The following is a 17592-nucleotide window of genomic DNA, read 5'->3' as shown; positions in this document are numbered from 1 at the left end:
AAGCCAATTCATCCCAAGCCTAAAGGCAAGGGCTTTCTTAGCTAATTTCTGTAACGACGTGTATGGCGCTCGCAGCATTGAAAGGAATGTGGCGTCTAGAAACCGCGGCCTTTCGGATATTTGAACAAAAGAGCCTGCTGGGCGTTTCCCAACAGGCTTGCTTAGAATATCATTATACTTGGGCATGATGTCTACAACGTTATGCCAATATGAGCTATGCGCTTAAGCTATCATTTTCTGCTCCGCTTCACGCTTTACGCCGAACGGCCACCAGTTGGCAGAGCCAAATGTTTTGACCATGACCGGCACGAAGAATGGGAGCAGCAGAAACGTGTACAGTAGAAGACCCGACAGCACGACGGTAGCGATCTGCATCATCGACAGCACGCCTGACGGGTAAAACGAGGCGAACGTGCCGCCAAGAATGATGACGGCAGAGATAATGACCGTTCCCATGTTCCGCATCGCGAACAAAATAGCGTCATGCACGTCGAGATGCTTGTTCTCGTTGAACCGTTCCATCAAGAAGATGCTGTAGTCGACCCCGAGCGCCATCAGCATAACGAAGCCGAAGAACGGAGTCGCCCAAGTGACGCCGGAATAGCCCAGTATATCGACGAATACTAGCTCCGTCACGCTCATTGACGTGAAGAACGTCAGCAAGAGCGATGCAATGATATACAGCGGCATAACAATGGAACGGAACAGAATGATGAGTATGAGCAGAATGCCGATTAGCATATAGACGACCGTCCGTGTGTAATCTTCACCGGACATCTGCTTCAAGTCAGCGAAGGTGCTGGACACACCGCCCATGGCAATGTCAGCCTGCTGAAGCACAGTGCCCTTGACGGCCCGTTCGACGGCCGTGTCCACCTGAGAGACCCGATCGATGGCAGGGGTGCCGTACGGGTTGTCGGCGAATACGACATCCAGCGTCATGACGCGGCGGTCTTCCGACAGGTACAGGTCGAGTGCTTGACGGAACGCTTCGTTCGTCAACACTTCGTCCGGTACGAACCAGCCGCCCAGCTCCTTGTCGGACGACGAGCCGACTTGATTCAAGTAATCGTTGGCAGATTTCAAGCCGCCGGATATTTGCGACAAGCCGTCAGCGCTCTGCGTGAGGCCGTCCGTAAGCTGGCCGATCTGGTCGTTCAGCTGCGCGAAGCCGCTGCTAATTTGCTTCTGCCCCTGCTGCAGTTGGTCAAGCCCGTTAATGATAGCCGGCACCTTGCGAATAATCTGGCCTTGACCGTTGGCCGCTTGCTGCAGACCAGTCTCCAGTTGGCCGATGCCGACGATCAACTCATCGAAACCGTTAGCCAGTGCAGATTGGCCGGCTGCGGCTTGCTCGTAGCCTTGGTTCGCCTGCTTCATTCCGGCGTTGACCTGCGCGAGCTGTGTCTCTACCCCGCCCAGGGCGGCGGATAATTGGCCTGATCCTTGACCTGTCTCTATCACCGTACTGCGGATAGCTAAGTAATCCTCATCCTGAAGGAGCTCTGGATAACGGCCTTCCAAGCCGGCGAAGCGGGTGTTCAATGACTGCAGCGCTTGCGCGATGCCGCCCACTTGCTGCTTCATCTGGCCCAGTCCGGATTCCAGTTCGCCCAGACCGCCGCCGATCTGCTGGTAGGTAGCCAGCAGCTGCTTATGTGCTTGCGCCAATTGCTGCGCGCTATCCTTCGCCTGCTTCAATCCGGCTTTCAATTGGCCGGCCCCCAGCGAGCCGTCCTTGATGCCTTGCTCAATCTGGCCAAGACCGCTGCCCAACTGCGTAATGCCGCTCTTCAGCTGGGCGGTTCCTTCGCTTAACTGCCCGGTGCTGGCAGCCGCTTCCTTCAGCTTGGGCTCGTTCTTGCTCAACTCGCTGCTCGCTTGAGACAGTCCGCTGTGTATATCCTGCAGCCCTTTGCTGCCCTCGGTCAAGCCGCTCTCCAGCGACTTTACCTGTTCGGCAACATGGAAGTTTTCGATTTCATCTCCTGCTGGACGGCTCAAGCTGCGTACGCTGGACACGCCATCCACCTTGAGAATTTCACGGCTAATCTTCTCGGCGAGGCCCATATATTCCGCATCCTTCAACGGACTCTCGCTTCGGATGACGACTTGGGTAGGCATCGATTCGCCCGGATCGAAGCTGTTCGAGATGATGTTATACGCCTTAACAGATTCATAGCTATCGCCAATTTCCTCGAGGCTGTTGAACGAGACATCGCCGCTATACGTAAAAAGGAAAGGAGCGATTACAGCAGCCACAATTAAGAAGGCGGCCAGCGGGCGGCGGACGGAGAATGAACCGACCGCACCCCAGAGGCGGCTTTCTTTATGCTCAATCGACTTCTTGGCCGGCCAGAACAGCTTCTTGCCGAGCACCGCCATGAAGAATGGTACGACGGTTAAGAGCGCGAGCAGCATGACGGCGATACCGATGGCGACGGCGACAGCGGAGCGGTACAGAATGAACTGTGACAGCCCGATGACCGAGAAGCCGACGAGGACGGCGATACCCGAGAACAAGACGGTCTTACCGGCTGTGCGGTAGGTCGTCACTATCGCGTCCCACGGGTCGTCGTGATGGGCCAGCTCTTCTTTGTACCGGCTAATCAGAAGAATGCAGTAGTCCGTCCCGATTCCGAATAAGACGGCCACCATAAAGATTTGCGTAAACGTCGAGATTGGAAAATCCACGCCATCCACCAAAAAGGCGACGATCGATTGCGAGATAATGTAGCTTAGCCCGACCGTCAAGAGCGGAATGAAAGCCGCGACGAACGAACGGAAGACGACGAACAAGATCAATAAAATAAAGATGACGGTAATGATTTCTGACTTCTTCAGCCCTGCCTGCGAGCTGACGATCTGATCGTGGTCGATCATGTGCCGGCCTGTCATGTAATGCTCGACGGAGATCGATTTCAACTCGTTCGAGATCTGCTCGCCAATGTCCACGGCGTTCAGCTTCTCCGTGTTGACGTTGAGCGAGGTCAGCACGGTCTGGCCGTCCTTCGAGATGAGCTTATCTGTCAGCTCCGGCTGTGCATACGGATCAAGCATAGAGACGATATGAAGCGTGTCTTTACGACGAGTCAGATCTTGAATCGCTTGCTTAATCTCTTGCGTATTCTTATCGGTCAGTCCGCTTGGATTATGAAAGACGAGCGCGATCTGCGATTCATGCGCATTGCCGTTGGCGGCAGATACTTCATTGAGTATGTGCTGCGCCTGAGCTGATGGGTATTTGTCTGGAACGGCGATCGTGCCTTTTTCTTTGACGAGCTCGCTTAGGGAAGGGGCTGCGATGAACAAGACGACGGCTGCTGCGATCCAGATCGAGATGACGGCCCATCTTGCCTTTAATATCGTTCTCATGCCCGCGACCTCCCCTCCGACATCAAGCGAGCCAACTTCTCGTAAGTACCGATGAACGTCTCTACTTCCGTCTCGTCAAAATGAACGAGGTAGGAGGCCACGATATCCTGCACCTTTTGATCCGCCTGCTCGTAGATGCTGCGCCCGAGCTCCGTCAAGGAGAGCACGACGAGACGCCGGTCCTCCTCGTCGCGTGTGCGCGCGATGAAGCCCCGGTCCACGAGGCGCGTGACGATGGCGGTAATGGAGCTTTTCACGACCTTGAAAATGTCGGCGAGATCGGTGGAGGTGCAACTGCCGCGTTGGTGAATCACGCACAGAATTTGAAATTGCTCTGGCGTTAATTGCTCTGGAATGGCCTCGCCAATCTCGTTAAACAAATGCTTCATGACGGTAAATTCGGCGTTAATGTATCGATTGATTAATGACTTCGGATCCCGGTTCACGCTCCTCATCCCCTCTTTGTCCAAATAGTTCACTAATCGAACTATTCAATGATAGAACTATCATAAAATGAGCCAAACTCCTTTGTCAAATCGATCCAGACGGATGTTGATTTTCCTCTTGGGAAGCTTCGTGATCAAAAGCGGACTTCCTGTAAAGATAAAAAGACGCGATCATTGTCATATGGTGTATAATAATGAGGAAGAATGTGAGGTGAACAGGAGATGGCTCTTCATATTGTGCTCGTGGAACCGGAAATTCCAGCCAACACGGGAAATATCGCGCGTACGTGCGCTGCAACGGGAACGCATCTGCACTTGGTCCGGCCGCTCGGCTTCCGTACGGACGATGCCACGTTGAAACGGGCCGGTCTTGATTATTGGTACGCGGTAACGATCGATTACCATGACTCGTTCCAAGAGTTGAGGGACAAATACGCGGATGCGCGTTTTTTTTATGCCACGACGAAGGCAGACAAACGGTACAGTGACTTTCAGTTCCGTGACGGCGATTTCTTCGTGTTCGGCAAAGAAACGAAGGGGCTGCCCCCGGAAATTATCGAGGCGAACCGTGATACGTGCATGCGCATGCCGATGACGGATAAAGTGCGGTCGCTCAATCTATCCAATTCGGCGGCGATTATCGTATACGAAGCGCTGCGGCAGCTTAATTATCCTAATCTACAGTAAATCAGCGGGACCTTGTCCTTCCGTATGACGATATCTTTCAACCCATGCGGAAGGACGTCGGCCTGCGATGAAGGTCGCACTAAGCTATCGGATTATTTTACTATGCAGCTTGCAGGATTAGGTATTTTATACTATATTCGATAAAACAAGTAAATGATGTTCGGACTCGATGCCACTGCCCTTTTTTGCTACTTAATACGTAATTACAAAAAATAATAAAAAACGAAACGAATTGACAAATTTCAGCAGGATTTTTGCTAGGTACATAGAAGTAGTAGTGGCAGAGTTTTCAAGGGTAAGCATGAGAATAGAAATACAAGAGAGGTGGAACTGATGAAACCTGCCGGTGTAGTCCGTAAAGTTGACCAATTGGGACGCATTGTTTTACCTAAATCACTGAGGAAGCGTTACCAGATGAACGAGGGGGATCCAGTCGAAATTTTAGTGCAAGGCGATCATATTATTTTAGAACGCTATCGTCCTAAATGCGTGTTTTGCGGCTCAATGGATGGTGTGTCCGAATTTAAAGAGCGCTACATATGTTCGCAATGCATGAATGAAATGATGTACTTAGCACGGTAAAAAAGAGTAGGGAGCATCCTCATTCGGTGGTGCTCCTCTTTTTTTGTTATCGGATACACATGCGTTTACTTCGTCAGCTAGAAGACATAGGCGGTGCCAACGCAGTCTATTTTCGACCTCCGGACAATAAATGCTAGCTTCTGTCACACCGTCTATCCATCATGATCGAGCTTATGCAGCAGCTGTCAGGCATGGTCGTCCTCGTGCTGATTTCCAGTTCCCGTATCAGTCTGCGGTCCTATGCGCACAACAAAAAAACTTCCCAAGCAGGGAAGTTTCTTCGTCTTACAAACCATTTGTTTTGTCATCGTTGTAACCTGCCGTGAAGATGGCGGTCAAGAACAGTACGAAAACGAGCATGATAATCCAAAAAGTAACGGACATGATACGCACACCTCCAGTAACTGTTACTATTATAACCAAGACATGCCAAAAAGAAAATGGAAAAGGTGTGAATTTTGGCACGGTATGTAAGCGCATCACATGTTATACTTATTTGTTTTGTTCTATTTGAAGAATAAAAAGTGTGTCGGCAGCGGACGAAGTTCGCCATCTGACGGACTATTGACGACCCTTCCGTTAAAGACCAGAGTAGAGGAGCCGCCCCCGTCTAAGTTGTAGGCGTCAATGACGCCTAGGTTAGACAGCTTCTTCTGAAGTTCTTCGAGCGTTGCGCCTGAGCTTCCGTTCTCGTTATAGCCGTCGGTCACGAGGATGAGCAATTGGTCATCCTTATAGTTCCCGATGACGGTGCGCGGAGCACGGAGTGGTGAAGTCCGCCATTTCTCTGGAATGGTCAATTTCGCTCCGTTCTTCAGCAGAGCGGGAACGAAGGTCGCTCCGGATTGCGGATCCAAGGAATCCAATTCTGACTGATCCGAGAACTTGCCGCCGATAAGCCGTCCGACACTATCCAATCCGACAAAAGCCAAATCTTTGAAGGTCGGTTCGAACGAGCTCACATATTTGCCGTTCATAACAGTCGTTCCCAACGGATAACGTTTGCCGCCTCCGTCGGCAAAGCCGCCTGCATTAATGCCAGCAACTGCCCCATAGCGGGTAACGGCATGCATCGTCGTCTCGGAGCCGCCATATTTATCGTATCCAAGCGTCAAACGCATCGCCTTCGGATCCTTAAGCTTGATCTTCATTGCGTATCCGCGATAGGTTGGCTGATTGATCGCGAACAATTCGGCATGCAGCTTGTCGCTGTTGACGCGCTCCTTCGGTGTTCCTAACCGGGAGGTGATGCGCCGATCATATATTTGCTCTGGACGCTTCGCTTGAGCGCTTGCCGTCTTGACCAGATCGTTCATCGTCGACGTTGTGCGTTGATAGAGCGTTGCCGTGCGGCGAACAGATTCTATCGTAAATTCCGCTGTCTTGCTGGCCTGATCCAAGCCGCCCACGAGCTTGGCCTGCTTCTCGTTCCATGCGGCTGGTTCCTCCAGCGGCTTCCATTCCAAATCCAGCGAAGCGGTCAAAGAGGAGGAGAGCATCCATATCATCATGCCCAGAAAAGGGGCGGTCATCAGCATGAACAGCCGATTGACTTGTTTTACTTGCAGCTTCATCTTATCCGCCTCACTTATTACTTAAGCAACTCCATTTTTTTCTGCAGCACGCTTAACTGTTTTTTCACTTCGTTCAATTGCGTATACAGCTTGTTGCTGTTATCGGTCTTGTTCGATGCGTTATCTTTCGTAAACGTGAGCAATTCATTGAACGATTCGACTTTGCTTTGCATCGCGTCCAACTTCTTGTTCAACTCGTTTAGTTGCTTCTCATACGATAACTTAACTTGTTGCAACTGGGCATCGGTCTGCTTCTGCAGATCCTGAAGCATGGTTGTCTTCATGTGGTTGCTATAAAAGTACGTAGCCGTTACGCCAATCGCTATCATGACTACCCAGAACAGAAGAAACCATTTGGCGCTTGCTCCGCTCGTCTTCGTCCGGGTGCGACGTGAGGTGTCGCTGTCCGTATTTACTGATGGCTGCATGTCTAATCACCTCGAATGAAGTCGATGGAATCTGAATAATACAATTTCAAAATAAATATTATATCATTCTAGCATGTATTCTAGCATTTTTCGCAAGAAAGATGCAAAATTCATACAAAAAAGTCATTGATGTTATAGTTGGGGTTCGATACAATCGGTATATATTTGTAGAAATATGTCGGTTAAGCTCGTCTTTTGGTCTAGTCAGGGGTGACAACTTGGGAAAGAAAGATAGACTTGCATATCATTCGAAAACGATTACTAAAATAGGCTTGGTCGCGCTTGTTGTTCTACAATGTTGGTTTATCCACGTAACGTTCTTGTATCCGCACCTGGGAATCAAGCTGGAGGTTCAGCAAGGGCAGTGGAGGATTGCCGGGTTTGATAACGAGAATATTTACATCAAACATACGATGCAGATAGGCGATACCATTCGTAGCATTAACGGCATACCACCAGAGGATTATCCGACAGTCCGTAGTTGGCACATAATCGAGCAAGCCGATTATATTGAAGTCGATCAACTGGGCGAGATCAAGCTCATTAATGTGGGACATGAACCGCGCCATCCGTACACGGACATTATTCCATTGGCCAGTGAGATTGTACTGCTGCTGCTAGCGGGGCTGGTATGGTGGAGGGATTCTTCGACGAAGACAATGAACATGCTATCTATACTCTTTGTCATTATGGGTACGGTATACATGAGTATCGGGGCTGCGCTGCGCGGTGATATTTGGGGGCAAATCACAATATCGAGCGTTGTGGTCCTGTTTCCGATCGTGCTATATCATTACTTGCTGCAATTTTTTCAAGAGAAAGCGGGCATCATCTGCTCCAAACGATGGCTTCAGATCCTATACAGCTTGGCACTGCTTCAGTTTGCGGTGAAATTCATTTATTTTCTTCCAGGTGACTTCTACTCCTTCTATGTTGTTGACAACGCTTTGAAAGAGCTCCTGTTCAGTGCCGGCCTCGGGTCGAACCTGTGCTGGTTTGCGTTCATGTCATATCGGCACAAACGGCAATCGCCGCAATTATGCTCGGTTATCCGTTACATGTGGATCTGGATTTGCATTGCATTTGCGCCGCTTCTCTTTTTGTCTTATTTACCGATGATGTTGGGCTTTGAAATGTTGATACCATCTTTGCTGACAAGCTGGTTCGCGCTCACACTTCCATTGTGTTTCGTTTATTTGAACCAGTTTAAACAGTTGTCAGACATTGAGATGATTTTAAAACGAATGGTGTCCGTCGTCCTGATTGCGATGGTGCCGGGTGCGCTTATCGTCGGCTTGAACGCAGTGATTTTTGTCGAGCGTCATACTTTCATACATCACCTGTTCAGCTTCGGCTTTATCGTAATTATTCTGGCCATGCTGCTATATTCCTACCCGTTCTTTCATCGGAAATTAATTACGGCGATATATCCGGACAACGTTATGCTGAAGCAATCGCTCCAGCGGATTACGCAGCAGTTGAATGCACTCGATACGATGGAAGCTTGGAGTCAAGCGATTCTGTGCGCGATGATTCAGACCTTGCAGGTGAAAGGTGCGGCAATCATCATTAAAAACCCGCATAACGATATCGAGTTGTATGCGGAAGGGGAACTGGACGTTCAAGAAATAGAGAGGAAGGTGCGTTCAGGCAAGTTGCAATCGGAGACGTCCTCTTGGTTCGAAGTGGAGCGGCATGACGCCTACGCGGCCCATCTGATGCTAACGAAGAAACAGAACGGGGACGAATTAAATATGGAAGAAAAAGAATGGGTGCGGCAGGTCATCAGCTATATGAATATCGGTATGAAAAAAGTAATGACGATTCAGAAGCTGAAGGAGCAGAATCAGCGATTAAAGCTGCATGCCAATCATGAGGCGTTGTCTTCCAAAGCTCCCGGCACGTGGATGGTCCACACATTGTTCGAATCACAGGAGCAGGGCTGGACGAAGCTGGCCAAATCGCTGCAGTGCACTGTTATGCAGCCGCTGCATGAAGCAAGCCTTGAGTTGGAGGCGATGTATCGATCCGTTGGCCCTGATGAGTCTGCATCACTTCGGCAAGTCGGGCATCGCTTGGATGAGGTCAACATGAAGCTGCGTCATCTTTGCCTGTCATTGCAGCCGAAGCTAATATTAACGGCAGGGTTGAGCAATGCCATTCGACAGTATATTGAGCTGGAGTTCCAAGAATTGAAGGACCGCATCCATTTCGATGTAGACAATCAAGTGATGGTCGATGCGCAGCTCCCTTCGTTCAAGCTGCATCTATTCCGAATCGTACAGGAATTGCTGATGAATGCGCGGAAACACGCGTTTGCAGCGCACGTTCATCTGTCGCTTGCAGCTTCGGACGATCAAGTGGTCGTCTGTTATCAAGATGATGGCGTCGGGTTCGATCCGGATGTCGTGTTCAGCAGCGAGGAGAAAGTTCGAGGCTTGAAGCAGCTGCGGGCACGCGTGTTCATGCTGAAGGGAACGATGGACTGGAATGCGGCGCCAGGAGAAGGCGCCAGTGGGGAAATTCGGATTCCGTTCTCAGATGTGACGGTACTGCCCAACTCAGTGGAGGTACCCGTACATACGTAAGCGGCGGAAGTATCCGTTAACGATGGCGTCGGTTGTTGCTAATGATACTTCCGAGCTTGTTGGCTCTAGTTCCTTTATATGCAAGAATGAACTGGGAGCGTCATCCATTTAACCCGTTGCATAAAAAATGCGATGGGTGTATGATTTTTGAAATAGGAAGGGGCGATAGACGGTGCAATACTCATTTTCAAAGCGCATTCAATCGGTTGAAAGCTCGGCTGTACGCGATATTTTGAAATTAACTCAAGGAAAGTCAATCATATCCTTTGCCGGAGGGCTTCCAGCTGAAGAATGGTTCCCTGTAGATGCGATTCGGAATGCTTCGGAGCGGGTATTCCGCCAAGGTCCGCAAGCGCTGCAATACGGCTTGACGGAAGGGACGTTGAGCCTGCGGGAGCGTCTGGCCGTCCGCTTGGGAAGCCAACGCAACATTCAGGCTGAAGCGGATGAATTGCTGATCACTTCGGGATCGCAGCAGGCGATAGACTTATTCACCAGAGCAATGCTTGATCCAGGGGATGTCGTACTCGTAGAGAATCCGACATACCTTGCTTGTCTGCAGGTGCTTGGAATGTACAATGCACGCGTCATTCCAGTGGAAAGCGATGATAACGGCATGGTGCCTGAGGACTTGGCGGCCAAGCTGAAGCAGCATCAACCGAAATTCGTCTACGTCGTGCCGACCTTCGGCAATCCGACCGGCCGCGTCTGGAGCTTGGAACGGAGAGAAGCGCTGCTCCGCTTGTGCCGCGAACACGAAGTGTTAATTCTCGAAGACGATCCGTATGGAGACCTGCGCTTTACTTCCGATCGCGTGCCGAATATCGCGGCGCTGGAAGGACGGACGGATGATAGAATCGTCGCTTATACGAGCACATTCAGTAAGACGGTCGCACCGGGACTGCGTACCGGTTGGATTGTCGCCGACGAACGGATCATCCGTATGATAGCGCGTGCGAAGCAGTCTTCAGACCTCCATTCCAGTGTTCTGGATCAGCTTATCTTAAGCGAGATGCTGCTGCCGGAAGTGTTCAACCTAGACGACCATATTCACAAGCTCTCGGCGGTCTACAAAGAGCGGATGGAGACGATGGCGACAGAATTGCAAAAAGACATGTGGCGTGATACGAAATGGAATACGCCGCAGGGCGGCATGTTCTTCTGGGTTGAGCTGCCGGAGGGCTTGGATGCGCAGACCTTACTGAAATGTGCGGTGGAGAAGGGCGTTGCCTTCGTACCGGGCACATCCTTCTATGCTGGAGAGCCGAAGCGCAACACGATGCGCCTGAACTTCTCATTCGCCCAGCCCGAGACTATCCGTACCGGGATGGAGCGGCTGACTGAAGCGGTATCTGAATTTTTCGGCCGTTACTCAGGCGTATAATGCGTATGACTATGTGCAAGCGGACGTATCGTACCGTACGCTTGCACTGGCACCTGTCTAACATGGTGACAAGCCAGGTAGCCTCGCTATAATGTGAGCATAACGTGTCAATGCTTCTTGCCCATCAGGGGTTAAGGCGTACACGCCGTGGTTGACCCTGACGAACCAGCCGTAATAATTGCGCTGCAAGATGGCAGCCGCCTCACCGACCCCAGTGCGGTCGCGAACGATGGATGCCTTCATGGCGCCATCCCGCAGTGCGGCGCCTACGCGGAGCGCCTTCTCCCGATAAGCCGTCACGAGCGGCTGCTTCGTAATTCCGCCGACGTTGTAATCCCCGCTGCGCGCGGAAAATTCCCGTACAAGCTTGGCGGCACGCGTCTTGATCGGCTTCGTAGCCATATAGATGCCGTCATCGTTGCCTGGCTCGCACATGAGCTCCACGAACGGCGGCTTTCGTTTATAGAACGTGACCATGATGAGCCCGAGACCGAGCTTGCGGCACAGCTGCCGCAGCGCGCTGACGGGATGGCTCTTGCCTGTCACTTTCTTTTTCTCCACCGCTACATATACCTGTGAGGACAGCTTCAACCGCTCTAACCCCTGCAGCACAAGCGTAAGATTGAAGGAAGATTTCAATTCTACGATGACGGGCTCCTCATCTGCGGCGTCTGGCCTCAATGCAACGATATCGCAATGACGCACCTCGCTCCGCACCTCGTACCCTTGCGCCTCAAAATAAGCTTTGAGCGGCGCATACAGCTCCGACTCTTTGCGGTTGCTCTTCTTGCGCTCGGTTTCCTGTTCTTCCATCGGAGCGGATGTATTCTGCTCGCGCATCATTTCTCCCTGAAGCCCATGTAAGGACACCATCGACCAATTCCCCCTTGCCCACTCACTCTTCAACCATCATTTTCAACCGATGAAATTCCCGTGCGATTGCTGTCTGCGGAACCATTATAACACGGCATGAGCACAGTCCGCCTTTCTCTGTGCCCAGCTCCAAAAATTCGTGATATTAAAGAGCTCGGTCCGCATAGGTATGTAATACACTATTTTTTTATCTGTTGTTGGCTTAAATAAGACAAAAGCCTAGTTGGTTGCGAAGGTGAATGCATACAACATAGAGAGACCATTTAAGAAGTGAGTGTTCAAAAAGGTCACTAACCCCAAGAACAGACAGAAAGATGTGGCGGCGATGGAGGGCTGTGTTGCAAATCGGGAGCATTGGAGGTTTAGAGGGATGGACATATTCAAACGGATTGCTGAGCACCGAGCCGAGAGCGAACGATTGGCCTGGACCGGATCATTTAAAGAATACGTCGAGTTGCTTCGTCACGATCCCGCACCAGCGATGACGGCTCATGCACGCGTGTATGAGATGATTGCCTCATACGGTGTGGAGGAAGTCGACGGGCATAAACGATATAAATTTTTTGAAAAAGAAATCTTCGGTCTGGATCGTGCGATTGAAAAATTAGTGGAAGAATACTTTCATTCTGCTGCGAAACGATTGGATGTGCGCAAGCGGATTCTACTCTTAATGGGTCCGGTAAGCGGCGGGAAATCAACGCTTGTCACGATATTAAAGCGGGGTCTCGAGCAGTTCTCGCGCACCGAACGTGGCGCTGTCTACGCGATTAAGGGATGCCCGATGCATGAAGAGGCTCTACATCTGATCCCGCATGAGCTAAGAGCGGATGTAGAGAAGGAGCTTGGCGTTCGTATCGAGGGCAACCTATGCCCATCCTGCCAGATGCGGCTCAAAACCGAATTCAATGGCGATATTGAGAGCGTGGAAGTGGAGCGGGTGCTGGTATCTGAGGAGAACCGCATCGGTGTCGGCACATTTAGCCCATCTGATCCGAAGTCGCAAGATATTGCTGATTTGACGGGCAGCATCGATTTCTCCACGATTACGGAATTCGGATCGGAATCCGATCCGCGCGCATACCGCTTCGACGGAGAGTTGAACAAGGCGAACCGGGGCTTGATGGAATTTCAAGAAATGTTGAAGTGTGACGAGAAGTTTCTGTGGAATTTGCTCTCACTAACGCAAGAGGGGAACTTCAAGGCAGGGCGGTTCGCGTTAATCTCGGCGGATGAAATGATCATTGCGCATACGAACGAATCCGAGTATAAGGCTTTTATTTCCAATAAGAAAAATGAAGCGCTGCAATCACGGATGATCGTGATGCCGATTCCGTACAATTTGAAGGTATCAGAGGAAGAAAAGATTTATTCGAAGCTTATCGGGCAGAGCGATATGAGCCATGTGCATATAGCGCCGCATGCGCTCAAGGCGGCTGCCATCTTCTCTATCTTGACCCGTCTGAAGGAGACGAAGAAGCAGGGCATGGACCTCGTCAAGAAGATGCGCATGTATGATGGCGAGGAAGTGGAGGGTTATAAAGAGAATGATTTGAAGGAAATGCAGAGCGAGTTCACGGAGGAAGGCATGTCCGGAGTGGATCCGCGTTATGTCATCAATCGCATCTCCAGTGCACTTATTAAGCAGGATTTGCAATGCATTAATGCATTGGATGTGCTGCGGGCGATGAAAGACGGCCTGGATCAGCACGCTTCGATTACGAAGGAAGAGCGGGAACGGTATCTCAATTTTATTTCCGTGGCGCGCAAGGAATACGACAATCTGGCTAAGAAGGAAGTGCAGAAGGCGTTCGTCTATTCGTTCGAGGAGTCGGCGAAGACGTTGTTCGAGAACTATTTAGACAACATTGAGGCATTTTGCAACTGGAAAAAGATCCGCGACCCGCTGACCGACGATGAGATGGAGCCGGACGAGAGGCTAATGCGCTCCATTGAGGAGCAAATCGGAGTGTCGGAAAATGCGAAGAAAGCGTTCCGTGAGGAAATTTTGATTCGTCTATCGTCCTATTCTCGCAAAGGGCGAAAATTCGATTACAACAGCCATGATCGGCTGCGTGAAGCGGTCGAGAAGAAGCTGTTCGCTGATCTGAAGGACATCGTCAAGATTACCACATCGACGAAGACGCCGGACGAGAACCAACTGAAGCGTATTAACGAGGTGTCGGCCCGCCTTATGGAGGGGCACGGTTATTGCCCGGTATGCGCGAACGAACTGCTTCGCTATGTGGGCAGTCTGCTGAACCGTTAGCAAGCAAAACATGACGCAGTATGATCCCCTCGATTCAGAGGGGATTTTTTGGCTCCCGTTTCTCAAATCATGGCATGAAACGGCTGATATAATGCCAGTATGATCACAGAGACTTGCTCTCTTTTGCCTATCGTTGATGGGGGTGAAGTGACGATCGGAACATGATACGATAGAAGCGTGCCGCGTATGTAAGCGGATTGAAAATAAGCCGAATTAAATTTCGACAACATTCGACATTTTGGTGTATAAATTTGTTGAATTATGTTGAAAATTGTTCACAATTTAACCACCACTCCTTTGCCACTTTATGCGTAAATGAATAGTGGAGGGAGTGGAGAGATATGGAAACCACAATACAGAAATATGCGAACAGCCAATCGCATGAAATGGCTAAGCTTCGGAGGCGGCACCGCATCAGGCTGCGCAAGCAGGGTGAACTATCTACAGGCAGTGTCTACACCGATTGTTCGGCCCCATTCTATGTGACGGAGATCGAACCATGGGAACGGGAAGAACGTTGCCGCTTGACGGCGGAAGAATGTATTATGGACGATCAATACTACTACGTTCACGGAAGTCTGACGGTCCCGTTCCGCAATGGCCGCGGACAGGTAAGCTGGGATGTCTGGGTGTTGATCAATCCGGAACATGTGTTACACGGAACGAAGAAGGACGTGCATTCCAAGCCTGAACAGGTGAAGGGGAGACTGTCGTCAGCCATTCCGGGATATCCAGATACGCTTGCTTTACCCGTGCAGGTGACGTTCCATGCCAAATCGGCAACGCCTGAAATCAGTCTGGGGGAGACGGAGCACCCGTTGTATGAAGAACAGGAGCAAGGAATTACGTTTCAACGGTGGCTGGAATTACGTCCTCTGCATGTCAGCTATCATCGTTATACGGATGCGCAATAGATTGAAATACTCCATGAATGACTTCTTTAGCTATCATCAAATATTCCGCATGTGGAATATGGGCTTCACGGACAACCACACCCGTACATGCAACAAGGCACCCCGCCGATAGGACGAGGTGCCTTTGTTCATTGGATGGGAACGTTGCACATAATTTATTGCGGCTGCTGCTTACCCAAATACAGTGCGGCGATGAAGCCGATGATCAAGGTGAGCAGGCTGACGATGAGCGAGACCCAAGACTCTTGCAGTCCTGGATAAACAACGCCAAGCGAGCCGACGACCATCCCAATTATGATTGCGTACATAATGACCGGAAAGCTGGTCAGCAAATAGCGGATAAATTTGCTGCTCACGATAAATCCGACGATAACCCCGCTTCCGATTACCGCGATAAGTGGAATATCCAAGCTAGACAAGGCGTGGATCGCCGTCGGATACGCTCCAAGGAGCAGCAGGACGAATGAGCCGCTAATGCCTGGCAGAATCATGGCCATGCTTCCGAGCCAACCCGCAAAGAATAGGAATATGCCGGAGGATAGCGACAGCTCGATTACCGGACTATGGTCTTCCGGTTTGAAGAAGCCCGTACAGGCGACCGCTGCGGCTGCTATAAGCAATATGACGTAATGGACAGGCTTGAAATTGCGAGATCCATCCGCTTCCTTCCATAAGAACGGAAGAATACCAAGAATAAGTCCCAGAAAGAAAAAGAAGGTCGGCTGTGGATGTTCAGCTAGCAGCCACTTCATCACTTTACTAAGAAGCAATAGCGCAGCGCCTACCCCGATTCCTAGCGGAATGAGAAATCCAAGATGCTTCTTCCACTCCCGGCTGAAAAATCCGCTAATAGCCGCAATTAATCTCTCGTAAAATCCAAGAATGACGGCAATGGTGCCCCCGCTCACTCCAGGAATAAGATCACTCGTGCCGATGAGCACCCCGCGAAATATATTTTTCCACTCAAACACATTTCTATCTCCTTTTCTACTTTCTCTTCTACTCTATGAAATCACATCCATTGTACAATCAATTCTCCTCCAAGTTCAAATATCCGCGAATTATTATTAAAAATTAACTTGAGTAAATTAATTAACTTGAGTATGCTTAATTTAGATTAAGTTGTGCGAAAGGAGATGAATATGGAGAACATTTCACTCAGAGAACGCAAGAAAGCGAAGACGAAGCTGGCGCTCTATGAAGCGAGTCTAGAATTAATCGTTCACCAACCATTTCGCGACATGAAAGTGGAGGACATCTGCGCCCGTGCTGAAGTGTCGAAGGTAACATTCTTTAAGTGCTTTCCACAGAAAGAGGATATTCTCATCTACTACATGTGCGTCTGGCTGACGGGCCGCTGGCTCGAAATCGAGAAGCGCGGGCTGCGCGGATGGGAGACGGCTGAGCACTTATTCGCCAGCGTTGCGACTGAGGATCAGAGAAGACCCGGCATGATGCTGCGGCTCATCGGACTGCTAGCGGAAGCGAAGATGCACCCGTGCATGCCTACGTTGAGCGATGCGGAAATTTCCCTTTTATTTCCTGAAGAGAAGAGGCAGGCGAGAGCGGTGGACCCGCGGATGGATGTATTGATGGAGCGTATCGTGGAAGAGGCGAGGGCGGATGGACAAGCAAATACCGAACTCAGCGTCGAGCAGATGACGGCGATGTTGTTTACGATTTTTTATGGCGCGTATTTGACGGCCCATATTATGCAACGCCGTGATATTGTGCGCTGTTATGAGGAACATCTTAATATATTGAAGAAATGAGGGTGTGAGAGGATGAAGGTGAAGCTTGGCCGTTATGCGGCCCAAATGGATGGACCGTTCGTCGTCTTCATTATCGGAATGCGGATAAACCGGCTGTTTGCCTTTCGAAAATGGGTGCCCGTATTTCGAGCGATGCCGCGTATGATGAAGGAATTATACCAAGATAAGGAGCATGGATTTCTGCATGCTGAGTATTACATCGGGCGTAACGGACCGATGCTCATTCAGTATTGGCGTTCCTTCGAAGATCTGGAGCGCTATGCGAAGCAAGGATTCCATAAGGAGACGTGGCGCCAGTTCCATAAATCATATAAGGACGGCAGTGTTGGCGTATATCATGAAACATATCGGATGGAGCCGGGACATTATGAAGCGGTGTATAACCATATGCCGCCGACTGGACTCGGAAAAGCAGGAGAATTAATTCCGGCGGAAGGTGCGCATGATCGCGCGAGAGGACGAATGAACGCGTAACGGCGCGGATAAACCGAGATGGCGGAAATTATTTATTTCATGTGCATAAACATCCTACCTGTCTATCCATAATAACGATGAGTGCCGGGCGTAGTTCGGCCAAGTGAATAGCATAAGGAGGATATGGCATGACATACCAACAATTTCGGCAAAACAGTCAGGTTCCGTCTAGCGGCGCTGGGCTGTCTGGCGGTATCGTAGCTAGCACATACAGCGGCAACAACCCGGG

General features: G+C 50.4%; 14 protein-coding genes. 8 read left to right on the top strand and 6 right to left on the bottom strand.

Going from position 1 to position 17592, the window contains the following annotated elements; all coding sequences use genetic code 11:
* Positions 1–222: 222 nt before the first annotated feature.
* Together LQV63_RS30220 and LQV63_RS30215 are read right to left on the bottom strand one after the other, a co-directional pair.
* Entirely contained in the window at positions 223–3375 is a 3153-nt protein-coding gene (locus LQV63_RS30220) for an MMPL family transporter (protein WP_233699491.1), read from the bottom strand.
* On the bottom strand, positions 3372–3830 hold the full coding sequence (locus LQV63_RS30215; protein WP_233699490.1) for a MarR family winged helix-turn-helix transcriptional regulator: 459 nt from the start codon (positions 3828–3830) through the stop codon (positions 3372–3374). The genes LQV63_RS30220 and LQV63_RS30215 overlap by 4 nt, the downstream gene beginning before the upstream one ends.
* 213 nt (positions 3831–4043) lie before the next feature.
* On the opposite strand from LQV63_RS30215, the gene trmL reads away from it, so the two are divergent.
* Both trmL and LQV63_RS30205 read left to right on the top strand, forming a co-directional pair.
* Positions 4044–4508 (top strand): tRNA (uridine(34)/cytosine(34)/5-carboxymethylaminomethyluridine(34)-2'-O)-methyltransferase TrmL, encoded by a 465-nt coding sequence (gene trmL, locus LQV63_RS30210; protein WP_233699489.1) that lies wholly within the window; start codon positions 4044–4046, stop codon positions 4506–4508.
* 333 nt (positions 4509–4841) lie between these two features.
* Positions 4842–5090 (top strand): AbrB/MazE/SpoVT family DNA-binding domain-containing protein, encoded by a 249-nt coding sequence (locus tag LQV63_RS30205; protein WP_019419284.1) that lies wholly within the window; start codon positions 4842–4844, stop codon positions 5088–5090.
* Between the two features lie 506 nt (positions 5091–5596).
* On the opposite strand, the gene LQV63_RS30200 is transcribed toward LQV63_RS30205, so the two are convergent.
* Together LQV63_RS30200 and LQV63_RS30195 are read right to left on the bottom strand one after the other, a co-directional pair.
* Positions 5597–6664, bottom strand: a complete 1068-nt coding sequence (locus LQV63_RS30200) for a phosphodiester glycosidase family protein (protein WP_019419286.1) — start codon at positions 6662–6664, stop codon at positions 5597–5599.
* A gap of 17 nt (positions 6665–6681) precedes the next feature.
* Positions 6682–7092, bottom strand: coding sequence for a valine--tRNA ligase (locus tag LQV63_RS30195; RefSeq protein WP_019419287.1), 411 nt, complete (start codon positions 7090–7092; stop codon positions 6682–6684).
* A 218-nt stretch (positions 7093–7310) separates the two neighbouring features.
* Here LQV63_RS30195 and LQV63_RS30190 point away from each other — a divergent pair, with 218 nt between their 5' ends.
* Together LQV63_RS30190 and LQV63_RS30185 are read left to right on the top strand one after the other, a co-directional pair.
* Positions 7311–9680, top strand: coding sequence for a sensor histidine kinase (locus LQV63_RS30190; RefSeq protein ID WP_233699488.1), 2370 nt, complete (start codon positions 7311–7313; stop codon positions 9678–9680).
* Positions 9681–9852: 172 nt separating this feature from the next.
* A complete protein-coding gene (locus LQV63_RS30185; protein ID WP_233699487.1) occupies positions 9853–11064 on the top strand; it encodes an aminotransferase-like domain-containing protein in 1212 nt (403 codons plus the stop codon).
* Positions 11065–11121: 57 nt separating this feature from the next.
* On the opposite strand, the gene LQV63_RS30180 is transcribed toward LQV63_RS30185, so the two are convergent.
* Positions 11122–11937: a DUF2161 family putative PD-(D/E)XK-type phosphodiesterase gene (locus LQV63_RS30180; protein WP_233699486.1), complete on the bottom strand. Its 816-nt coding sequence runs from the start codon at positions 11935–11937 to the stop codon at positions 11122–11124.
* 370 nt (positions 11938–12307) lie between these two features.
* Between LQV63_RS30180 and LQV63_RS30175 the strand changes: the two genes are divergently transcribed.
* On the top strand, positions 12308–14203 hold the full coding sequence (locus LQV63_RS30175; RefSeq protein ID WP_019419291.1) for a PrkA family serine protein kinase: 1896 nt from the start codon (positions 12308–12310) through the stop codon (positions 14201–14203).
* A gap of 341 nt (positions 14204–14544) precedes the next feature.
* Complete coding sequence (locus LQV63_RS30170; protein ID WP_233699485.1) at positions 14545–15117, top strand: DUF2199 domain-containing protein; 573 nt, start codon at positions 14545–14547, stop codon at positions 15115–15117.
* Between the two features lie 155 nt (positions 15118–15272).
* On the opposite strand, the gene LQV63_RS30165 is transcribed toward LQV63_RS30170, so the two are convergent.
* Positions 15273–16088, bottom strand: coding sequence for a DUF368 domain-containing protein (locus tag LQV63_RS30165; protein WP_233699484.1), 816 nt, complete (start codon positions 16086–16088; stop codon positions 15273–15275).
* A 171-nt stretch (positions 16089–16259) separates the two neighbouring features.
* Here LQV63_RS30165 and LQV63_RS30160 point away from each other — a divergent pair, with 171 nt between their 5' ends.
* The gene (locus LQV63_RS30160) at positions 16260–16889 is read left to right on the top strand and encodes a TetR/AcrR family transcriptional regulator (protein ID WP_019419294.1); all 630 of its coding nucleotides are present in this window, start codon (positions 16260–16262) and stop codon (positions 16887–16889) included.
* 12 nt (positions 16890–16901) lie between these two features.
* Positions 16902–17363 carry a DUF4188 domain-containing protein gene (locus LQV63_RS30155; RefSeq protein WP_019419295.1) on the top strand — a complete coding sequence of 154 codons (462 nt, stop codon included), beginning with the start codon at positions 16902–16904 and terminating at the stop codon, positions 17361–17363.
* Positions 17364–17592 lie beyond the last annotated feature (229 nt).

It is taken from the genome of Paenibacillus profundus (assembly GCF_021369635.1).
Taxonomy (GTDB): domain Bacteria; phylum Bacillota; class Bacilli; order Paenibacillales; family Paenibacillaceae; genus Paenibacillus_B; species Paenibacillus_B profundus.
Note: the sequence above shows the minus strand (reverse complement) of the source record. Positions and strands in the feature narration are given on the sequence as shown.

Bases quoted from the DNA above. Each gene is read 5' to 3' on its own strand.
- LQV63_RS30220 (WP_233699491.1), bottom strand. From the start codon at position 3,375: ATGAGAACGATATTAAAGGCAAGATGGGCCGTCATCTCGATCTGGATC.
- LQV63_RS30215 (WP_233699490.1), bottom strand. From the start codon at position 3,830: ATGAGGAGCGTGAACCGGGATCCGAAGTCATTAATCAATCGATACATT.
- trmL (WP_233699489.1), top strand. From the start codon at position 4,044: ATGGCTCTTCATATTGTGCTCGTGGAACCGGAAATTCCAGCCAACACG.
- LQV63_RS30205 (WP_019419284.1), top strand. From the start codon at position 4,842: ATGAAACCTGCCGGTGTAGTCCGTAAAGTTGACCAATTGGGACGCATT.
- LQV63_RS30200 (WP_019419286.1), bottom strand. From the start codon at position 6,664: ATGAAGCTGCAAGTAAAACAAGTCAATCGGCTGTTCATGCTGATGACC.
- LQV63_RS30195 (WP_019419287.1), bottom strand. From the start codon at position 7,092: ATGCAGCCATCAGTAAATACGGACAGCGACACCTCACGTCGCACCCGG.
- LQV63_RS30180 (WP_233699486.1), bottom strand. From the start codon at position 11,937: ATGGTGTCCTTACATGGGCTTCAGGGAGAAATGATGCGCGAGCAGAAT.
- LQV63_RS30175 (WP_019419291.1), top strand. From the start codon at position 12,308: ATGGACATATTCAAACGGATTGCTGAGCACCGAGCCGAGAGCGAACGA.
- LQV63_RS30170 (WP_233699485.1), top strand. From the start codon at position 14,545: ATGGAAACCACAATACAGAAATATGCGAACAGCCAATCGCATGAAATG.
- LQV63_RS30160 (WP_019419294.1), top strand. From the start codon at position 16,260: ATGGAGAACATTTCACTCAGAGAACGCAAGAAAGCGAAGACGAAGCTG.
- LQV63_RS30155 (WP_019419295.1), top strand. From the start codon at position 16,902: ATGAAGGTGAAGCTTGGCCGTTATGCGGCCCAAATGGATGGACCGTTC.